The organism is Rhodococcus sp. PD04 (genome assembly GCF_035918275.1).
Taxonomy (GTDB): Bacteria; Actinomycetota; Actinomycetes; order Mycobacteriales; family Mycobacteriaceae; genus Rhodococcus; species Rhodococcus rhodochrous.
The window spans coordinates 509,061-525,430 of record NZ_CP142143.1 but is presented as its reverse complement, the minus strand read 5'-3'; the positions used below and the strand labels follow the sequence as shown (position 1 = coordinate 525,430).

At 69.6% G+C, this 16,370-nt stretch carries 17 protein-coding genes; 3 read left to right on the top strand and 14 right to left on the bottom strand.

The features are described 5' to 3' along the window. Positions 1-146: 146 nt before the first annotated feature. The 11 genes from U9J23_RS02405 to dacB all read right to left on the bottom strand — a co-directional run bounded on the left by U9J23_RS02405 (position 147) and on the right by dacB (position 11,144). The gene (locus tag U9J23_RS02405; RefSeq protein ID WP_326601199.1) at positions 147-1,313 is read right to left on the bottom strand and encodes a DUF6779 domain-containing protein; all 1,167 of its coding nucleotides are present in this window, start codon (positions 1,311-1,313) and stop codon (positions 147-149) included. A 74-nt stretch (positions 1,314-1,387) separates the two neighbouring features. Continuing rightward, positions 1,388-1,864, bottom strand: a complete 477-nt coding sequence (locus U9J23_RS02400) for a DUF3180 domain-containing protein (RefSeq protein WP_059382605.1) — start codon at positions 1,862-1,864, stop codon at positions 1,388-1,390. After that, positions 1,858-2,400 carry a 2-amino-4-hydroxy-6-hydroxymethyldihydropteridine diphosphokinase gene (gene folK / locus U9J23_RS02395; RefSeq protein WP_085469460.1) on the bottom strand — a complete coding sequence of 181 codons (543 nt, stop codon included), beginning with the start codon at positions 2,398-2,400 and terminating at the stop codon, positions 1,858-1,860. Before folK ends, U9J23_RS02400 begins: the two co-directional genes overlap by 7 nt. Then, positions 2,397-2,780, bottom strand: coding sequence for a dihydroneopterin aldolase (gene folB, locus U9J23_RS02390; protein WP_059382607.1), 384 nt, complete (start codon positions 2,778-2,780; stop codon positions 2,397-2,399). The genes folK and folB overlap by 4 nt, the downstream gene beginning before the upstream one ends. Continuing rightward, positions 2,777-3,598: a dihydropteroate synthase gene (folP, locus tag U9J23_RS02385; protein WP_174479628.1), complete on the bottom strand. Its 822-nt coding sequence runs from the start codon at positions 3,596-3,598 to the stop codon at positions 2,777-2,779. The genes folB and folP overlap by 4 nt, the downstream gene beginning before the upstream one ends. Positions 3,599-3,630: 32 nt before the next feature. Next, positions 3,631-4,317: a GTP cyclohydrolase I FolE gene (gene folE / locus U9J23_RS02380; RefSeq protein WP_202400287.1), complete on the bottom strand. Its 687-nt coding sequence runs from the start codon at positions 4,315-4,317 to the stop codon at positions 3,631-3,633. Between the two features lie 49 nt (positions 4,318-4,366). Then, positions 4,367-6,910, bottom strand: a complete 2,544-nt coding sequence (gene ftsH / locus U9J23_RS02375) for an ATP-dependent zinc metalloprotease FtsH (RefSeq protein WP_326601195.1) — start codon at positions 6,908-6,910, stop codon at positions 4,367-4,369. 251 nt (positions 6,911-7,161) lie between these two features. Beyond that, positions 7,162-7,716, bottom strand: a complete 555-nt coding sequence (gene hpt, locus U9J23_RS02370) for a hypoxanthine phosphoribosyltransferase (RefSeq protein WP_059382610.1) — start codon at positions 7,714-7,716, stop codon at positions 7,162-7,164. 19 nt (positions 7,717-7,735) lie between these two features. Beyond that, on the bottom strand, positions 7,736-8,779 hold the full coding sequence (gene tilS / locus U9J23_RS02365; RefSeq protein ID WP_059382611.1) for a tRNA lysidine(34) synthetase TilS: 1,044 nt from the start codon (positions 8,777-8,779) through the stop codon (positions 7,736-7,738). Beyond that, complete coding sequence (locus U9J23_RS02360; protein ID WP_059382639.1) at positions 8,755-9,804, bottom strand: zinc-dependent metalloprotease; 1,050 nt, start codon at positions 9,802-9,804, stop codon at positions 8,755-8,757. The genes tilS and U9J23_RS02360 overlap by 25 nt, the downstream gene beginning before the upstream one ends. Beyond that, positions 9,801-11,144 carry a D-alanyl-D-alanine carboxypeptidase/D-alanyl-D-alanine endopeptidase gene (gene dacB, locus U9J23_RS02355; RefSeq protein WP_059382612.1) on the bottom strand — a complete coding sequence of 448 codons (1,344 nt, stop codon included), beginning with the start codon at positions 11,142-11,144 and terminating at the stop codon, positions 9,801-9,803. Before dacB ends, U9J23_RS02360 begins: the two co-directional genes overlap by 4 nt. 262 nt (positions 11,145-11,406) lie before the next feature. Here dacB and U9J23_RS02350 point away from each other — a divergent pair, with 262 nt between their 5' ends. Next, a complete protein-coding gene (locus U9J23_RS02350; RefSeq protein ID WP_006550524.1) occupies positions 11,407-11,898 on the top strand; it encodes an inorganic diphosphatase in 492 nt (163 codons plus the stop codon). Positions 11,899-11,966: 68 nt separating this feature from the next. Here U9J23_RS02350 and U9J23_RS02345 read toward each other — a convergent pair whose 3' ends face one another. After that, entirely contained in the window at positions 11,967-12,797 is an 831-nt protein-coding gene (locus U9J23_RS02345; protein WP_059382613.1) for a crotonase/enoyl-CoA hydratase family protein, read from the bottom strand. 101 nt (positions 12,798-12,898) lie between these two features. On the opposite strand from U9J23_RS02345, the gene U9J23_RS02340 reads away from it, so the two are divergent. Further along, the gene (locus tag U9J23_RS02340) at positions 12,899-13,372 is read left to right on the top strand and encodes a YbaK/EbsC family protein (protein WP_059382614.1); all 474 of its coding nucleotides are present in this window, start codon (positions 12,899-12,901) and stop codon (positions 13,370-13,372) included. Between the two features lie 219 nt (positions 13,373-13,591). Continuing rightward, positions 13,592-14,122, top strand: a complete 531-nt coding sequence (locus U9J23_RS02335) for a winged helix-turn-helix domain-containing protein (protein ID WP_326601185.1) — start codon at positions 13,592-13,594, stop codon at positions 14,120-14,122. Between the two features lie 62 nt (positions 14,123-14,184). On the opposite strand, the gene U9J23_RS02330 is transcribed toward U9J23_RS02335, so the two are convergent. Further along, a complete protein-coding gene (locus U9J23_RS02330) occupies positions 14,185-14,802 on the bottom strand; it encodes a hypothetical protein (protein ID WP_080968265.1) in 618 nt (205 codons plus the stop codon). A gap of 209 nt (positions 14,803-15,011) precedes the next feature. After that, the gene (locus tag U9J23_RS02325) at positions 15,012-16,325 is read right to left on the bottom strand and encodes an aminotransferase class V-fold PLP-dependent enzyme (protein WP_059382616.1); all 1,314 of its coding nucleotides are present in this window, start codon (positions 16,323-16,325) and stop codon (positions 15,012-15,014) included. Positions 16,326-16,370: the final 45 nt, after the last annotated feature.

The window sequence follows — 16,370 nt, the reverse complement described above, 5'->3', positions numbered from 1 at the left end:
TTCGTTCCAGTCCCGCTCAGCGGGTACCGGACGTTCCGCTCGACAATAGCGCGCGCTTTCCGGGGCTCGCCACGGTCGGGTCGAGTGATCTGCGCCTCATCGACCGAGGTGGGGCGGGCGCGACCTGCCTCGCGACCGCCCGGGGATCAGCGCTCGGCCGACAGCGACGCGAGGATCTCCGCGACTGTGCGGCCTTCGCCGTCGGCGCGACGACGGCGGGAGCGACGTCCGGACGATTCCTCGTCGTCCTCGTCGTCCTCCGCGACCGTTTCCGCAGCTCCAGCGGTCTTCTCGCCGCCGTTCTCCCCGTCGGAGGGGTCGTTGCCTCCCGACTCCGCTCCGGTCTCGTCTGCGCCCGTCTGCGGGTCGGGATCCGATCCGGACTCGTGCTTGCCGGGCTTCTGCGACTCAGGCTTTCCCTCTGCCGTCTTCTCGGCTCCGGCGACCTTCGGGTCCCCGGTCTTCGGGTCCCCGGTCTTCGGGTCCCCGGCCTTCGGGTCCCCGGTCTTCAGGTCCGCAGTCTTCGGCTTCTCGGCCTTCGTGCCCTCGACTTCCGCGTCCTCGATCTCGGCGTCCTCGACGTCCGGTTCTGCGGTCGCTTTTCCAGCCGTCGCCTTCTCGGCCGTGACCTTCCCGGTAGCGGACTTCCCCGTCGCAGCCTCGGTCTTCGCCTGCTTCTCGGCTCGCGGTTCTTCGACATCACCCTTCGCGGACGTCTTCTCCGACGCCTCCGCCGCGCGCATGGCCGCCTCGACCGACTCGGTCTCCGCGGTGACCGGCTCGTCGTCGGGAGAGGCGAAGGCCGGTCCCGACGGACGCGGAGCGGACACCCGCGCCGCCTCGCTCAGTCCACGCAGCTTCTCCGCCTGGCCTTCGAGGGCGACGACATCGTCGGGGAGCCGGCCGTCGAACAACATCTCGAGCGTGCGGCGCAGGGTGGCCAGCTCGGTGCGCAGGGCCGCCATCTCCCCGGCGTCGAGCTTCAGATCGGCACGGACCTTCTCCTCGACGGTCAGCTCGTACTCGCGCCGCGCCGCGATCTCCCGTTGCAACTGCAGTTCGTAGACCGTCTTCAGGTCGTCGGCCTTCGCCCGGTCGAGCGCCGATTCCCGGCGGTACTTGTTCATCGCGATGGCTCCGACAGTGGCAGCCCACAGGGCGACGACCACCGCGACACGCAGCAACTGCACGCTCTCACTGAAGATCAACAGCAGCGAGGCGATCATCGCCAGAGCGAGCAGACCGGCCACGATCATCGAGCCGGTACTGCGCCACGGACGGCGATTCCTGTCTGGTCGCGCCGAGGTTGCCATGACCATCAGGGTACTTGGGTGGGTCCTCGGATCGGAGCCGGACGACACGCCCTTCCCCACCCCGAAATCCGAGGTCAGACAGCCGGTTCGTTCGGTTCGTCGGGGTCTTCCGGTGTCCGGCAACAGTATTCGAGCCACAACGCGGCCGCCGCCAGCGCTATGCCGGCGAGGGCTCCGACGAGCACCCCCGAGGTGTCGTCGGTGGCGGCCTGCACGACGCCGCGTTGCGGTGCGAGATACAGCAGGAAGCCGGCCCACACTCCGGCGCTCGCGGCACCCACCAGTGCGGACGCCTTGGCGAGCGCGACCGCGCGGGCGGCGGTGATGGGATGCAACCTGCCGGGGCCCTCACCGATCTCGTGTTTGCCGACCCGCGACCGGATCATGAACGCCAGGATCACCTCGATCACCGCGACGGGGTACAGCGAGGCTCCCGCATAGACGGGGATGGGCGGCAGCGAGCCGTACATCGTGCGGACGAGCAACCACGCGACGATCGCTGCCAGCACGGCCAGCGCCAGCAGATCTCGGATCCGGGTCTGTTTCAGCACTCGGCGTGTCCCTGGGTCGTCGGCCCGGTCAGCGTCAGGTCGGTGCGGTGCACACCTTCCCGTTCGGCGGCGTCGAGTTCGCCGAGCCACTCGCCGATGCCCAGCCGCCGGCCGTCGGCGGTGAGCACGGCCTCGGGTTCGACATCGAGCCACGGGACGAGCACGAACGCCCGCTGGTGTGCGCGCGGGTGCGGCAGGATCAGTTCCGGATCGTCGCTGCGCACCTCTCCGTCGCCGCTGTCGCAGGTCACGACGTCGACGTCGAGGCTGCGCGGACCCCAGCGCTGGATCCGGACTCGTTCGGCGGCCTCTTCGCGTTCCCGGCCGAACCGCAGCCAGTCGTGCGGACCGAAGGCGGCGTCCTCCGCGACGACGACGGCGTTGAGGAAGTCCTCCTGTTCGACGCCGCCCCACGGTGCCGTCGAGTACACCGCCGAGACGGCGACGGCCCGCTCGCCCAATGCGTCGACGACCGACCGCAGGTGCGCGAGCCGGTCGCCGATGTTCGATCCGATGGACAGCACGGCACGACTCATGAGGCGCTCTCCGTCGCATCGCTGCGGGAGCGGTCGATCACGACGGCGACGTCGCCGAAGGTCAGCGGGATCGGCGCCGACGGCTTGTGGAGCGTGACCTCCACCCGGGAGACACGCGGGTCGGTGAGCACCTCGTCGGCGATCTCCCCCGCGACCGTCTCGATGAGATCGCGGCCCGGACCGGCGATGATCGCCGCAGCTCGCTCGGCGAGTTCGCCGTAGTGCAGCGTGTCGGTCAGCTCGTCGGACGCCGCGGCCGGCGCGAGATCGAGCCACACGACGATGTCGACGACGAAGTCCTGACCGTCCCGCTTCTCGTGCTCGAAGACGCCGTGGTTGCCGCGGACCGTCAGTCCCCGTAGTTCGATGCGGTCGCTCACGCGTGCACTCCTTCCGCGCTGCCGCGCTGCCAGGCACGCACCACCGCGAGCGCGTCGCGGGACGCCTGCACGTCGTGGACGCGTACGCCCCATGCGCCGTGTGTGGCGGCGAGCGCCGAGACGACCGCCGTGGCGACCTCGCGGCCCGCGGGCGGGCGGACCGTGCCGTCGGGCGCCGCGAGCAGCGATCCGAGGAATCGCTTCCGGGACGCCCCGATGAGCACCGGGAAACCCAGTTCGGTGAGTTCGGGCAGGCGCTGCAGCAACTGCCAGTTGTGGTCGGGTTCCTTCACGAAACCCAGACCGGGATCGAGCACGATCTTGTCGGAGTCCACGCCTGCGGCCACTGCGATGTCGACCTGCGTGAGCAGCTCGTCGCGGACCTCGCGGACGACGTCCTCGTAGTGCGTCGAACCGCCCGCGTGGACGAACTCGCCGAGGGGACGCCAGTGCATGAGGATCCACGGCACCCCGGCCTCGGCGACCACCGCGGCCATGTCGGCGTCGGCGCGCCCACCCGAGACGTCGTTGATCATGGTCACCCCGGCCTCCACGGCCGCCTCGGCGACCGAGGCACGCATCGTGTCGACGCTCGTGGGAATGCCCGCCTCCGCCAGAGCGGCGATGACCGGCGCCACGCGGGACGCCTCGACCTCCGGGTCGACGCGCACGGCCCCGGGCCGGGTGGACTCGCCACCCACGTCGACGATGTCGACGCCGAGCTCGCGCAGCTCGAAGCCGCGGGCTATCGCGGTCTCGCGGTCCAGATAGCGACCGCCGTCGGAGAAGGAATCACTGGTGACGTTCAGTACGCCCATCACGACGGGCCACTGTTCGGCGGGGAAGACGGTCACCGGCGCAGGATCAGGTCCAGGGCCTCGGCACGCGACGCCGAACTGGTCTGGAACAGCCCGCGCACGGCGGAGGTGGTGGTGCTGGCACCGGGCTTGCGGATGCCGCGCATCGCCATGCACAGGTGCTCCGCCTCGACCACGACGATCACGCCGCGCGGCTGCAGCTTGCGCATCATGGCGTCGGCGATCTGGCTGGTGAGGCGTTCCTGGACCTGCGGACGCTTGGCGTAGAGGTCGACGACACGCGCCAGCTTCGACAGACCCGTGACGCGGCCCGTGGGGCCCGGGATGTATCCGACGTGGGCGACGCCGTGGAACGACACGAGGTGGTGTTCGCACGTCGAGTACATCGGGATGTCGCGCACGAGGACGAGTTCCTGATGACCTTCGTCGAAGGTCGTGTCGAGGACCTCGTCCGGGTCGGTGAACAGTCCCCCGAACACCTCGCGGTAGGCACGGGCCACCCGGGCGGGAGTGTCGCGCAGGCCCTCGCGGTCCGGATCCTCACCCACCGCGATCAACAGTTCGCGCACGGCCGCTTCGGCTCGGGCCTGGTCGAACGTACGACCCGCGTCCACGCTCAACTCGTGGGTCGTCACATCCTCCGGGTCGGAACCCGTATCCGACTTCAGGTGGTTCACCGACACCCGCTCGCCCTCCACTCTTCGCTCACTCGTCTCCATCGGAACCGACGGTCCCGATGCGCGCCCGGTACCGACTCACCGACACGGATCAGTGCCGGCCGGCCGGGCCTTCCCACCGCTGTGTGGGAGGGGGCTCGGGAGCGCCGTAACCATCGCGCGGTTGCGAGTCTCCCACGTGGTTCTCACCACGGTGCGCATCTGCCGCACCGTTGTCGCCGGAGTCCGACGGACGGTCGGGGTCCTGCGGCTCCTGCGGACGCCCGAAACTCTGCGTTTCCTGAGGCTGTCCGTAGCTCTGGGGGTTCTGCCCCTGGGGGCCCTGCGGATATCCGTATCCCTGCGGCTGTCCGGGGGCCTGCGGCTGCCCGTAACCCTGCTGTTCCTGCGGGGTCTGCTCGCGCGGCGGCCAGCCGGGAGCCGACCATCCGGCGGGAGCACCGTAGTCGGGACGCGTCGCGTGCCGCGGACCACCCGGATACGGAGCCGTCGGCTGGAAGCCCGGAAGCGGCTCGGAGGCCGGGGCCGGCTGCGACTGCTGTTGGGGTTGCGGCTGCTGTTGGGGCTGGGGGTAGCCGTTCGCCGGCTGGTACTGCGGCTGCGCGCCGGGCTGGTAGACGGCGGGAGCGGGCACCTCGCCCTGGCCCAGATACTGCGGGTGCTGATGCGCCGGCTTCGTCAGCGACGGCGGTTCCGGCGGCCACGGCTCGCCGCGCTCGGCCGCGAGCTCGGCGGGCGTCTTGATCGGCGGCTTGTCGGACGGGACCCGATCACCGAAATCGTTGAAGGTCGTGATCCGCGGACGCTTCTTCACGTCGGCCAGGATCCGGTCGAGATCCTTGCGGGTCAGCGTCTCGTGCTCGAGCAGCTCGCTCGCCAGCACGTCGAGGGCGTCGCGGTACTCGTTGAGAATCGCCCACGCCTCGGTGTGCGCGGCCTCGATGAGGTTGCGGACCTCCTCGTCGATCTCGCGTGCCACTTCGTGCGAGTAGTCGGACTGCACACCCATCGACCGGCCGAGGAAGGGGTCGCCCTGCTCCTGGCCGTAGCGGACGGCGCCGAGCTTCGCGCTCATGCCGTACTCGGTGACCATCGCGCGCGCGATCTTCGTGGCCTGGTCGATGTCGGACGAGGCGCCGGTGGTGGGCTCGCGGAAGACGAGTTCCTCCGCGGCACGACCGCCCATCGCCATGACGAGGCGCGCGATCATCTCCGAACGCGTCATCAGGCCCTTGTCGTCCTCGGGCACTGTCATCGCGTGACCGCCGGTGCGGCCGCGGGCGAGGATGGTGACCTTGTAAACCGGCTCGATGTCGGGCATCGCCCACGCGGCGAGGGTGTGACCACCCTCGTGGTAGGCCGTGATCTTCTTCTCGTGCTCACTGATGATGCGGCTCTTGCGGCGGGGACCGCCGATGACACGGTCGACCGATTCCTCGAGGATCGCCTCGGTGATCACCGTGCCGTTCTCACGGGCGGTGAGCAGCGCGGCCTCGTTGACGACGTTCGCGAGGTCGGCACCGGACATGCCCACCGTGCGCTTGGCGAGCGCACCGAGATCCGCGTTGGGATCGATCGGCTTGCCCTTCGAGTGCACGGCGAGGATCGCCCGGCGACCGGCGAGGTCGGGGTTCGTGACCGGGATCTGACGGTCGAAACGGCCGGGACGCAGCAGCGCCGGGTCGAGGATGTCGGGGCGGTTCGTCGCGGCCATCACGATGATGCCGGAGCGGTCGCCGAAGCCGTCCATCTCGACGAGCAGCTGGTTGAGGGTCTGCTCACGCTCGTCGTGACCACCGCCGAGGCCGGCGCCGCGCTGGCGGCCGACCGCGTCGATCTCGTCGACGAAGATGATGCAGGGAGCGCTCTGCTTGGCCTGCTCGAACAGATCGCGCACGCGGGAGGCGCCGACACCGACGAACATCTCGACGAAGTCCGAACCGGAGATCGTGAAGAACGGGACGCCCGCCTCGCCGGCGACGGCACGCGCGAGGAGGGTCTTACCGGTGCCGGGAGGACCGTAGAGCAGTACGCCCTTGGGGATCTTCGCGCCGAGCGCCTGGTAGCGCGCCGGGTTCTGCAGGAAGTCCTTGATCTCGTAGAGCTCCTCGACGGCCTCGTTGGCGCCGGCGACATCGGCGAAGGTCGTCTTGGGCATGTCCTTCGACAGCTGCTTGGCCTTCGACTTGCCGAAGCCCATCATGCCGCCGCGACCACCGCCCTGCATGCGGCTCATCACGAAGAAGAACACGCCGAGCAGGATGATCATCGGCAGGACGAAGATGAGGATCGAGGTCAGCCAGCTCTCCTGGGTGACGCTCGTGTCGTACTTCTGCGCGCCCGACGCGGCGACCAGGTCGAAGATCTGCTCGGAGGCCGACGCGGGGTACTTCGCGATGATCTCGGTGCTGCCCTCGGTCGCGTCGTTGCCGTTCTCGAGCCACAGACGCACCTGCTGCTCGCGGTCGTCGATGCGGGCCTCGCTGACGTTCTGCGATTCGAGTTGGGACACCGCGACGGACGTGTCCACCTGAGTGAAACCGCGCGTGTCGTCGCCGAAGTAACTGAAGGCGTAGATCACCAGCAGAATGCCGGCGACGATCGCCAGATTACGGAACACTGTCTTGCGGTTCATACAGGTTCGGCCCGAGCGGCCGGTCCTTTCGATCGAGTTCGTCGGGGTCTCGCAGTCGCGGCGCTTCGCACCCGGGGTGGCCGCATGCCGCGACGGTCACTGACCAGGCAACGCAAGGTTACCGCGTAGCAACGAGCAGTCGCCCCGGCACCGACCGGAGCCGACACCGGGAAGACGTCGTAATCGACAACGATCGGGACGGAACCGGAGTTCCCCGGGCCGGGGAGCTCACCGCCCGGCTCGACCGGAGGTCAGCTGCTGTAGACCTTGGGATCCAGCGTGCCGATGTAGGGCAGGTCGCGGTAGCGCTCGTCGTAGTCGAGACCGTAGCCGACGACGAACTCGTCCGGGATGTCGAATCCGACGTCCTTGACCTCGACGTCGATCTTCACGGCCTCCGGCTTGCGCAGCAGCGTGACGACCTCGAGCGATGCGGGATTGCGCGACGAGAGGTTCTTGAGCAGCCACGACAGTGTCAGACCCGAGTCGATGATGTCCTCGACGATGAGGACGTTGCGGCCGGCGATGTCCTTGTCGAGGTCCTTGAGGATCCGCACGACACCCGAGGACGACGTCGACGATCCGTACGAGCTGACGGCCATGAACTCCATCTGCGTCGGGATCGGCAGAGCGCGCGCGAAGTCGGTCATGAAGAAGATGGCGCCCTTGAGCACCCCGATGAGCAGCAGATCGCCTTCCGGCGCACCCACCGGGTAACGCTCGGCGATCGACTGCGCCAGCTCTGCGGTCCGCTCCTTGATCTGCTCTTCGGAGATCAGCACCGACGCTATGTCGTTCTCGTACACCGGGGGTCCTTCCCTACCTTCAGCTGCCGGTCGCCCGGACCTTCGCCCGGTCGACGTACTCCACGGCAAGCGTGCCACGCCGACGCGACACCACCAACCTCGTCCCCGTCCGCGGCCCCCGCCCGACCGCGACCGGGCCCTGTCCGCGCCACGCCACTACCAGGTCGTCGACCGCCCGCAGCATCGTCTCGTTCGGTGTCGCGGTGTGATCGATCAGCCACGATCGGAGGGCTCTGCGTCGCACTGCGGCGGGAGCCGCCGCGAGTGCGTCGGTGTCGAGCAGGTCGTCCTCGCGCCGCGCTGTCGCGAGCAGGTCGCGAGCCCAGACGTCGAGGGCGTGACCGTCGTCCTGCAGTTGCCCGGCCGTGCGCGCGAGGGCTTCGGCGACGCCCCCACCGAGCACGTCCTCGAGCAGCGGCAGCACCTCGCGGCGCAGGCGCACGCGCGTGAACCGGTCGTCGGCGTTGTGCGGATCCTCGTACGGGCGGTAGCCGAGTTCGTCGCACGCCCGGCGGGTCGTGTCGCGGCGCACGCCGAGCAGCGGACGGCCCCACGGCGGGTCGAAGGGTGCCATCCCGCGGATCGAACGCAGACCCGATCCGCGGCCGAGACCGAGCAGCACCGTCTCGGCCTGGTCGTCGAGGGTGTGACCGAGCAGCACGGGCCGGTCGTCGCGGTTCTCGTCGAGGGCCCGGTAACGGGCCGCGCGCGCGGCGGCCTCGATGCCTCCCCCGCCGGTGACGTCGACACCGACCACCGTGACGGTCGCGCAGCCGCGGGCCCGGGCGAACTCCGCGGCCCGCGCTGCGACGACCTCGGAGCCGGACTGGAGGCGATGATCGACGACGACGGCGTGCACCGCGTCGGTCTCCGCGACGGCGGCGGCGGTCAGGGCGGCGGAATCGGCGCCGCCCGACAACGCGACGGTCACCGCGTCGGCCGGGTGCGCGCCCAGCCAGGCCCGCACGGCGAGGCGCACCTCGTGGATCGCCGGGGCCTCGGGCAGCAGCGGACGATCGGTCGACGGTGAAGCCACGATCAGCTCAGCACCCGCGCGATCCACGCGTCGGGATGGTCGATCTCGCTCAGGGTGGGCAGGGCGTCCGGACCGGACCACACCGCGTTGAAGTCGTCCATGCCGACCTTCGCGACGACGGCGTCGACGAACTTCTTGCCGTGCACGTACTGGGCCATCTTGGCGTCCATGCCGAGGACGAGCCGGATGAGGCGATGCACCGGGCTGCTGTTGCGGTGCCGCCGGTTGTCGAACGCCCGCCGGATCCGCGCGACCGACGGGACCACCGCCGGGCCGACACCGTCCATCACATGATCGGCGTGCCCTTCGAGGAGCGTTCCCAGGGCGAGGATCCGGTCGAACGACTCACGCTGCGACTGCGCCTGCAGCGCCCGCACGACACCGAGCATGCCCCGCTCCGACATCGGCTTGTCGCCGGGAGTGCGCAGGTCCTTCACCGCCGACACCACGCGGGTCGCGACGTCGCCCATCGGCTCCTCGACCGCAGTGGCGAGGTCGGCGGCGGCCTCGCGCATCAGCTCGGCCATCCACGGTGCCTGCGCGAACTGCACGCGGTGGGTCACCTCGTGCAGACACACCCACAACCGGAAGTCGGCGGGCGGCACCTTCAGCGCGCGTTCGACCGCGACGACGTTGGGCGCGACGAGCAGCAGCGAACGGGAGAACGGGTCGTACTGTCCGAGCACCGCGGACGACAGGTAGGCGAGCATGGCGCCGGCCTGTGCGCCCGCCGGTTTGCCCACCCAGCGCGGGGAGGAGCCGGACGGGTCCTCGCCCGATGTCGCGGTGAGGTCGGCCATCGACGCTGCTGCCGCACGCACCCAGCCCGGCCGGTCGACGACCTGCGCGGGCGGCGGCTCGGTTCCGTCGTCGAGTCGTGTGTGCTCGCGCACCGGTCCCTCGGCGCGTGAGGCGGCCGAGAACAACTCGTCCTGCACCGCGTCGCGGGTGTACCGCGACATCGCGGGTTCGGAGCGGGTGAGGCGCACGCCGACGCCGGCCGCGAACGACCAGTCGATCGCGTCGCCGAGTGCCCGCTCCTTGCCGGTCATCGGCAACCGCACTCACGGAGTACCGACGCCACGGCGTCGAGGGCGGGGCGGGCCTCGCTCGGGGACCTGCCGTTGGAGAGCAGCGCGAACGACAGCACGCGGCCGTCGGAGTCGACGACGTATCCGGTGAGTCCGTTGACCTCGGTCAGCGTGCCGGTCTTCGCCCGCACCCATCCGGCTCCGGCGCGGGTCGTGGTGCCGTAGCGATCGGCGAGCGTGCCGGTCGCTCCGGCGACGGGAAGATAGTCGAGCATGGGCCGCAGCTCCGTCCTGTTCGGTCCGGCCGCCTCCGAGATCACGCGATCGAGCGTGCGAGCGGGGATCCGGTTCTCGACCGAGAGCCCGCTGACGTCGCGCAACGTCACTCCGGTGACGTCCAGACCCGCTTGCTGCAGGGTACCGGTCACGGCCTTCGTGGTGCCCTCGAACGAGTGCTCGTTGCCGGTCGCGACCGCGACCTCCCGTCCGACGGTCTCCGCGAGGACGTTGTCGGATCGGCCCAGCATCTGGCCGAGGCGCACGGTGAGCGGCGCCGACTGGACCGACGCCATGGGCGCCGCGCCCGGCGTGGCGGACCCGGGCGCGACCCGCGCCGGATCGGCACCGAGTGCGGTGGCCAGTGCACGACCGGCGTCCAGAGCGGGCGTCGCGCTGCGGGGCGATTCGTCCTCGAGCGGCCGCAACCGGCCACCGTCGAGCATCACGGGTTCGATGGGCGCGACATAGCCGTCGCCGACGTCCTGCGGGAACCAGCCCGGCGCGAGCGGATCCCCGGTGTACAGGCTCGTGTCGACGAGGACGGTCTCGACCGTCGCGCCGCTGCGCCGGATCTGTTCGGCGAGGTCGGCGATGCGAGGGCCACCCGGGTAGAAGCTCTCCTCCCCGGGCGGCATCGCCGAGAGGGTGGGATCGCCACCGGCGATGAGGACGATCTCACCCGGCTTCGAACCCTCGACCACGCGCGTGGTGATCCGATGGTCGGAGGGCAGCACGAGCATGGCGGCCGCGGCGGTGAGGATCTTCGTCGTGGAGGCCGGGATCAGCGCGCGATCGGCGTCCTTCGACCACAGCACCGTGCCGGTCGTGGGGTCGGTGATCGATCCGGCGAAGTCACCGAGACCGGGATTGTTCACGGCCTGGTCGAGTGCCGCAGCCAACGAGGCCGGGTCGGGCATCGGAGCGTCGGGCGAGACCGCGGCGACCGCGGGGGTCGCGACCACCGGCGCCGGTGCGGGGAGCACGACCGCGCCGGCGGACGCCCGCACGTCGTAGATCGCGAAGGCCCCGCCCACGACGAGAGCGAGGAGACCCGCTCCCCAGATCCCGAAGAGGATCTTCATGTTCCGTCGTCGCCTGGTTGCCAGTGAACCCTGCTTCTTGTTGCCGCCCTGCCCCGTCAACACGCCTCCGCTGCATCCTGCACACACTGGTCGACCAGCTACCCGCACTTCCCGCTGCCGGCCGCATACTGCTGTGACGCACTCGGGGCCCCGGTACCTGCACCTCCAGCCTAGCGCCGCGACCGTTATCCTCTCTGCGGACCATCACCGCAGATACGGATGTCGTATCCGCCGGAAAAACACCGACGAAGTGAGGCAAGGCGTGGAGTTCGAGGTCACCATCGAGATCCCCAAGGGACAGCGGAACAAGTACGAGGTCGATCACGAGACCGGACGCGTCAAGCTCGATCGTTACCTGTACACCTCGTTCGGCTACCCGGCCGATTACGGCTACATCGAGAACACCCTCGGTGAGGACGGCGATCCGCTCGACTGCATGGTCCTGCTGCCCGAGTCGGTCTTCCCCGGCGTGATCGTCGAGGCCCGCCCCGTCGGCATGTTCAAGATGGTCGACGAGGCCGGTGGCGACGACAAGATCCTGGCCGTCCCGGCCGGCGATCCGCGCTGGGATCACGTCCAGGACATCAGCGACGTCTCGCAGTTCGAGCTCGACGCGATCAAGCACTTCTTCGTGCACTACAAGGACCTCGAGCCGGGCAAGCACGTCGAGGCCGCCGACTGGGTCGGTCGCGCCGAGGCCGAGGCCGAGGTGACCGCGTCGGTCGAGCGCCTGAAGAACAACGGCGGGCACTGACACCGAGCCTGCAAGGACGGATCCCCCGGACGATCGCATCGTCCGGGGGATCCGTCGTCTATGGGGGGCTATTCGCCCTTGAACTGCGGCGGGCGCTTCTCGAAGACGGCCGTGATGGCCTCGGTGAGGTCCTCCGACGGCAGGAACGCCGCGTTCCACGCCGCGACGTAGCGGAGGCTGTCGTCGACCTGCGGAGAGCGGGTGTGGTCGAGGACGTCCTTGATGCCCTGGACGACGAGCGGTGGGTTGGCGGCGATCTCCGCGGCGGTCGCGTGGGCGGCGGCCAGCACTGCGTCGGCGTCGTCGTGGACGTCGTTGACGAGACCGATCTTCTCGGCGCGGGCGGCGTCGATGTCCTTGCCCGTGAGCGCGAGCTCGCGGACGTGACCGTCGCCGATGATGAGCGGGAGCCGGGCGAGGGTGCCGACGTCGGCCACCATTCCGACCTTGACCTCGCGGACGCTGAACTTCGCATCGGCGCTCGCGTAGCGGATGTCGGCGGCGGAGATGAGGTCGACCGCTCCGCCGATGCACCAGCCCTGGACCGCCGCGACGACCGGCTTGCGGCAGTCGGCGACGGCCGTGATGGCCGCCTGCATGTTCTTGATCATCGCGTGGAAGTCCGTGCGAGGCTTCGCGAGCGCCTTGCCGGAGACGACGGCGCCGAGGCTGCCGCCCATGGCGACGAGGTCGAGGCCGTAGGAGAAGTTCCGGCCGGAACCGGCGAGGACGACGGCACGGACCTCGGGGTCGGCGTCGAGCTCACCGAAGAGGACGGGCAGTTCCGCCCAGAAGTCGGGGCCCATCGCGTTGCCCTTGCCGGGGCCGATGAGCGTGACCTGTGCAACGTGATCCTTGCGTTCGACGGTGAACGCTTTCCAAGGCGAGAGATCGGACATTACCGAAGAGTAACTTGTGGATCGCCGGATCGCATCGGCACCGTCCGATCCGGGATCGCGGAAGCCCGCACATCGTCCGGCGATTTTCCTACTCTTGATCCATGACCAGGTCGCTGCATCCGAATGCCCACCGCGTCTCGGACACGCTCATCGCCCGCGGCCATCACGGTCTGATCGTCCAGCAGCCGGAGACCGTGCACACCGCCGAGCAGGCCGCCGCCGCGGTGGGTGTGGAGGTGGGCGCGATCGTGAAGTCGCTCGTCTTCCTGCTCGACGACGACCCGATCCTGCTGCTGGTGTCCGGGGCGCATCGCGTGTCGGTCGAGCGGACCGGCGAGCGGCTCGGCGGCGAGCTCGTGCCGGCCTCCCCCGACCTGGTCACGGAGGTCACCGGTCAGCCGCTCGGTGGCGTCGCACCGCTCGGCCACCCCACGAACCTGCCCACCTACATCGACCGCGCGCTGCAGCACCACCAGGATCTGTGGGCGTCGGGTGGATGCCCGAACACACTGTTCCGGACCGTCTATTCGGAGCTCATGCGCATCACCGCGGCGATCGACATCGACGTCGACTGAGACCGCCCACCTACCGGTACCGCAGGCACCTCCACCCGGGTACACTCTCCGTCGTGACAGTCCGAGCGTGGAGCCGCAGGCATGTCGACCTGTGTCGTACCCGCTCGTGTCTCTGTGCGTTCTGAGATCCGCACCATTCCTCCCTCTTTCCCGGCGCCGCACAGCTGCGGGTAGTCGCCTGCCCGGCGCCCTTCACCTTCCGACCAGCGGAGCCCTTCCATGACCACGTCCTCCATCGAGAACCCGGCCGGCAGCTCGGTCGATTCCCCCGAACTCGTTCTCATCGTGCAGATCTCGGACACGAATGCCGGATCGGCGGGCGATCTCGCAGCCCTCGCCGACGCCCTGCGGGAGACCGCGCTCGACCTGCTCCCGGGCGCGCGCACCCACACCCTCCTCAGCCCCGGCCCGACCCCTCTGGTGATCGACCTGCCCGCCCGCGGTCTGGTGCTCGACAGTCAGCGGGTCGAGTTGAGCCACAGCGAATTCGAGATCCTCGCGTATCTGGCCCGCCGGCCCCGCGTCGTGGTGTCCCGCGCCGCGCTGCGACCGCTCGGCGCCGGATACTCCGAGAACGACGACTTCGACACCGATCGGGGCAATCGCAGTGTCGACGTCCATGTCTCCCGGATCCGTTCCAAGCTGGGACGTTTCGGCAACATCATCACGACCGTCCGTGGGTCGGGTTATCGGTTCGATCCCGATCCGCGCGTGCACGTCGTCGAAACACTCGACCGCCGCACGGCGTGAGCGCATACGAAGGAGGGGCAGGAGTCGAAACTCCTGCCCCTCCTTCATGATACGGAGATGCGTCAGGAAGCGCGCACGGATGCCTGAGCGCCCTCGCCGAATCGGCGCAGGACCTCGACGACGGTCGGTGAGACCTCGATGAGGCCGCGCGACTCCAGCCACGGCAGCGTTCCGTCGACGAGATGCTCGACGGTGAACGGCGCGGCGAGCGGGATCAGCGTGACACCGTCGGCGACCTGCACGGCATGGATGTCGGCGATCAGCCCGGCGAGACCGTGCGGCGTACCGACATAGGACAGCGTGCCTGTCTCCCCGCGGGTGGATTCGGGGCGGGCGCGCCGGGTGCGGGCGGTGCGGGCATCGGAGGCGAGGATGACCTCGACGTCGACGAGCACGGTGACCGAGTCGGGGTCGCGCCCCTCCTCGACGGCCTCCGCACGGATGCGGTCGCGCAGTTTCCCGGCTTCACGCAGGTCGGCGGCACGCACCCGCACGACGTTGAAGGCATCGGCGCTGAGGTCGAGCGGCGGGTCGCCGGCGCGGCCCAGGGTCAGGTCGGCCCAGTAGTCGGGTCCGGAGTGACCGGTGAGTTCGACGGCGACGCGCAACGGCCGGACGGCGGCGGACTCGACGACGGCCGGGTCTGCGGACACAGGGGTGACGGTGGATGCGACGGACATGGGATACCTCTCGGTACGGGCCGCGGAACGGCACGGAGGGATCGGCCTGGGGGGCCGGAAGACTGTGAGGGAGAAGACCTTCAGTCCGGACAGATTCCCGATGCCGTACGGCAGAGGTCGACATGGCGACGGCACCAGCGTGCCGCAGCGATCGCCCTCGTCCGTTCCATGCGAATTACCCTACTTATCCTGTGGGGAATTGTCGACCGTCAGACGCACGGCGATGCATCACCATCGGTCGCACCGAGACCGGGACGCGTCTCCGGCGAGGGGTTCCACACGCCGTCGGTCTTCGCGTGCACCCACGCCGGCCCGTTCTCGACCAGCGAGCGGAGTGCTCCGAGGAGGCGTTCGACGTCGTCGGACGAGCTGCCGAGTCCGAGCGATGCCCGGACGGCACCGCCGGCGCGGCCGACCCGCGCGAGCAGCGGGTGCGCGCAGAACCGGCCGTCGCGGACACCGATGCCGTGTTCGGCGGACAGATAGGAGGCGATGTGGCCGGGCTCGTAACCGTCGACCGTGAAGGTGACGATTCCGACGCTGTCGGCCGAATCGTTCCACAGCCGAAGCACTTCCACGCCGTCGATGGTCTGCAGACCGTCGACGAGCAGGGCGCACAGGGCCTCCTCGTGACGGGTCACCGCGTCGGAGTCGAAACCGGCGAGCGCATCGCACGCGGCGGCGAGAGCGGCGACACCGAGCACGTTGGGGGTGCCGGCCTCGTGACGCGCAGGGGCGCAGGCCCATTCGGTGTGATCGAGGCGCACCTCGCGCACCGCACCACCACCGGCGAGGTACGGCTCGGCGGCGTCGAGCCAGTCGCGGCGGCCGACAAGCGCTCCCGCACCGAACGGCGCGTACAGCTTGTGACCGGAGAAGGCGAGGTAGTCCACGCCGAGCTCGGCGAGATCCACACGGCGGTGGGGCACGAGCTGCGCGCCGTCGACGAGGATCCGCGCACCGGAAGCGTGTGCGAGCTCGGCGAGTTCGGCGATCGGCAGGACCTCGCCGGTGACGTTGGAAGCACCGGTGACGGCGAGCAGGGCCGCGGGGGCGCGCTGGAGTTCGACCGCGAGGCGCCACACCGTCTCGGAGACGGTGTCCGCGGCCTCGACGATCCGAGAGTTCTTCCAGGGCAGCAGATTCGCGTGGTGTTCGATATCGAGCACCACGACGTCACCGGGCACCGCGCTCGCGAGCAGGTTCAACGAATCGGTGGTGTTGCGCGTGAAGACGACGACCTGGTCGTCGGCCGCGCCGACGAAGCGCGACACGGAGGTGCGGGCGTCCTCGTAGGCGGTGGTGCTGATCCGCGAGGCGTATCCGGCGCCGCGGTGCACGCTCGCGTAGAAGGGCAGCAGCTCGGTGATGCGGTCGGTGACGGCGGACAGCGCCGGTGCACTCGCCGCGTAGTCGAAGTTCGCGTAGGTGCAGGTACCACCCTGGACGAGCGGAACCTGCACGTCACATCCGGAAACGGTGGCGAACGGAGCGATGCAGGTGGTGGCGGCTACAGCAGTCATGACAAATCCCTCGTGTATTCAGGGACCCGCCGGTGACGCCTACGA

Excerpts from the sequence above, each read along its gene's own strand:
- U9J23_RS02405 (WP_326601199.1), bottom strand. The coding sequence starts at position 1,313 with ATGGCAACCTCGGCGCGACCAGACAGGAATCGCCGTCCGTGGCGCAGT.
- folK (WP_085469460.1), bottom strand. The coding sequence starts at position 2,400 with ATGAGTCGTGCCGTGCTGTCCATCGGATCGAACATCGGCGACCGGCTC.
- folP (WP_174479628.1), bottom strand. The coding sequence starts at position 3,598 with ATGGGCGTACTGAACGTCACCAGTGATTCCTTCTCCGACGGCGGTCGC.
- folE (WP_202400287.1), bottom strand. The coding sequence starts at position 4,317 with ATGGAGACGAGTGAGCGAAGAGTGGAGGGCGAGCGGGTGTCGGTGAAC.
- ftsH (WP_326601195.1), bottom strand. The coding sequence starts at position 6,910 with ATGAACCGCAAGACAGTGTTCCGTAATCTGGCGATCGTCGCCGGCATT.
- U9J23_RS02360 (WP_059382639.1), bottom strand. The coding sequence starts at position 9,804 with ATGACCGGCAAGGAGCGGGCACTCGGCGACGCGATCGACTGGTCGTTC.
- dacB (WP_059382612.1), bottom strand. The coding sequence starts at position 11,144 with ATGAAGATCCTCTTCGGGATCTGGGGAGCGGGTCTCCTCGCTCTCGTC.
- U9J23_RS02345 (WP_059382613.1), bottom strand. The coding sequence starts at position 12,797 with ATGTCCGATCTCTCGCCTTGGAAAGCGTTCACCGTCGAACGCAAGGAT.
- U9J23_RS02340 (WP_059382614.1), top strand. The coding sequence starts at position 12,899 with ATGACCAGGTCGCTGCATCCGAATGCCCACCGCGTCTCGGACACGCTC.
- U9J23_RS02335 (WP_326601185.1), top strand. The coding sequence starts at position 13,592 with ATGACCACGTCCTCCATCGAGAACCCGGCCGGCAGCTCGGTCGATTCC.
- U9J23_RS02330 (WP_080968265.1), bottom strand. The coding sequence starts at position 14,802 with ATGTCCGTCGCATCCACCGTCACCCCTGTGTCCGCAGACCCGGCCGTC.
- U9J23_RS02325 (WP_059382616.1), bottom strand. The coding sequence starts at position 16,325 with ATGACTGCTGTAGCCGCCACCACCTGCATCGCTCCGTTCGCCACCGTT.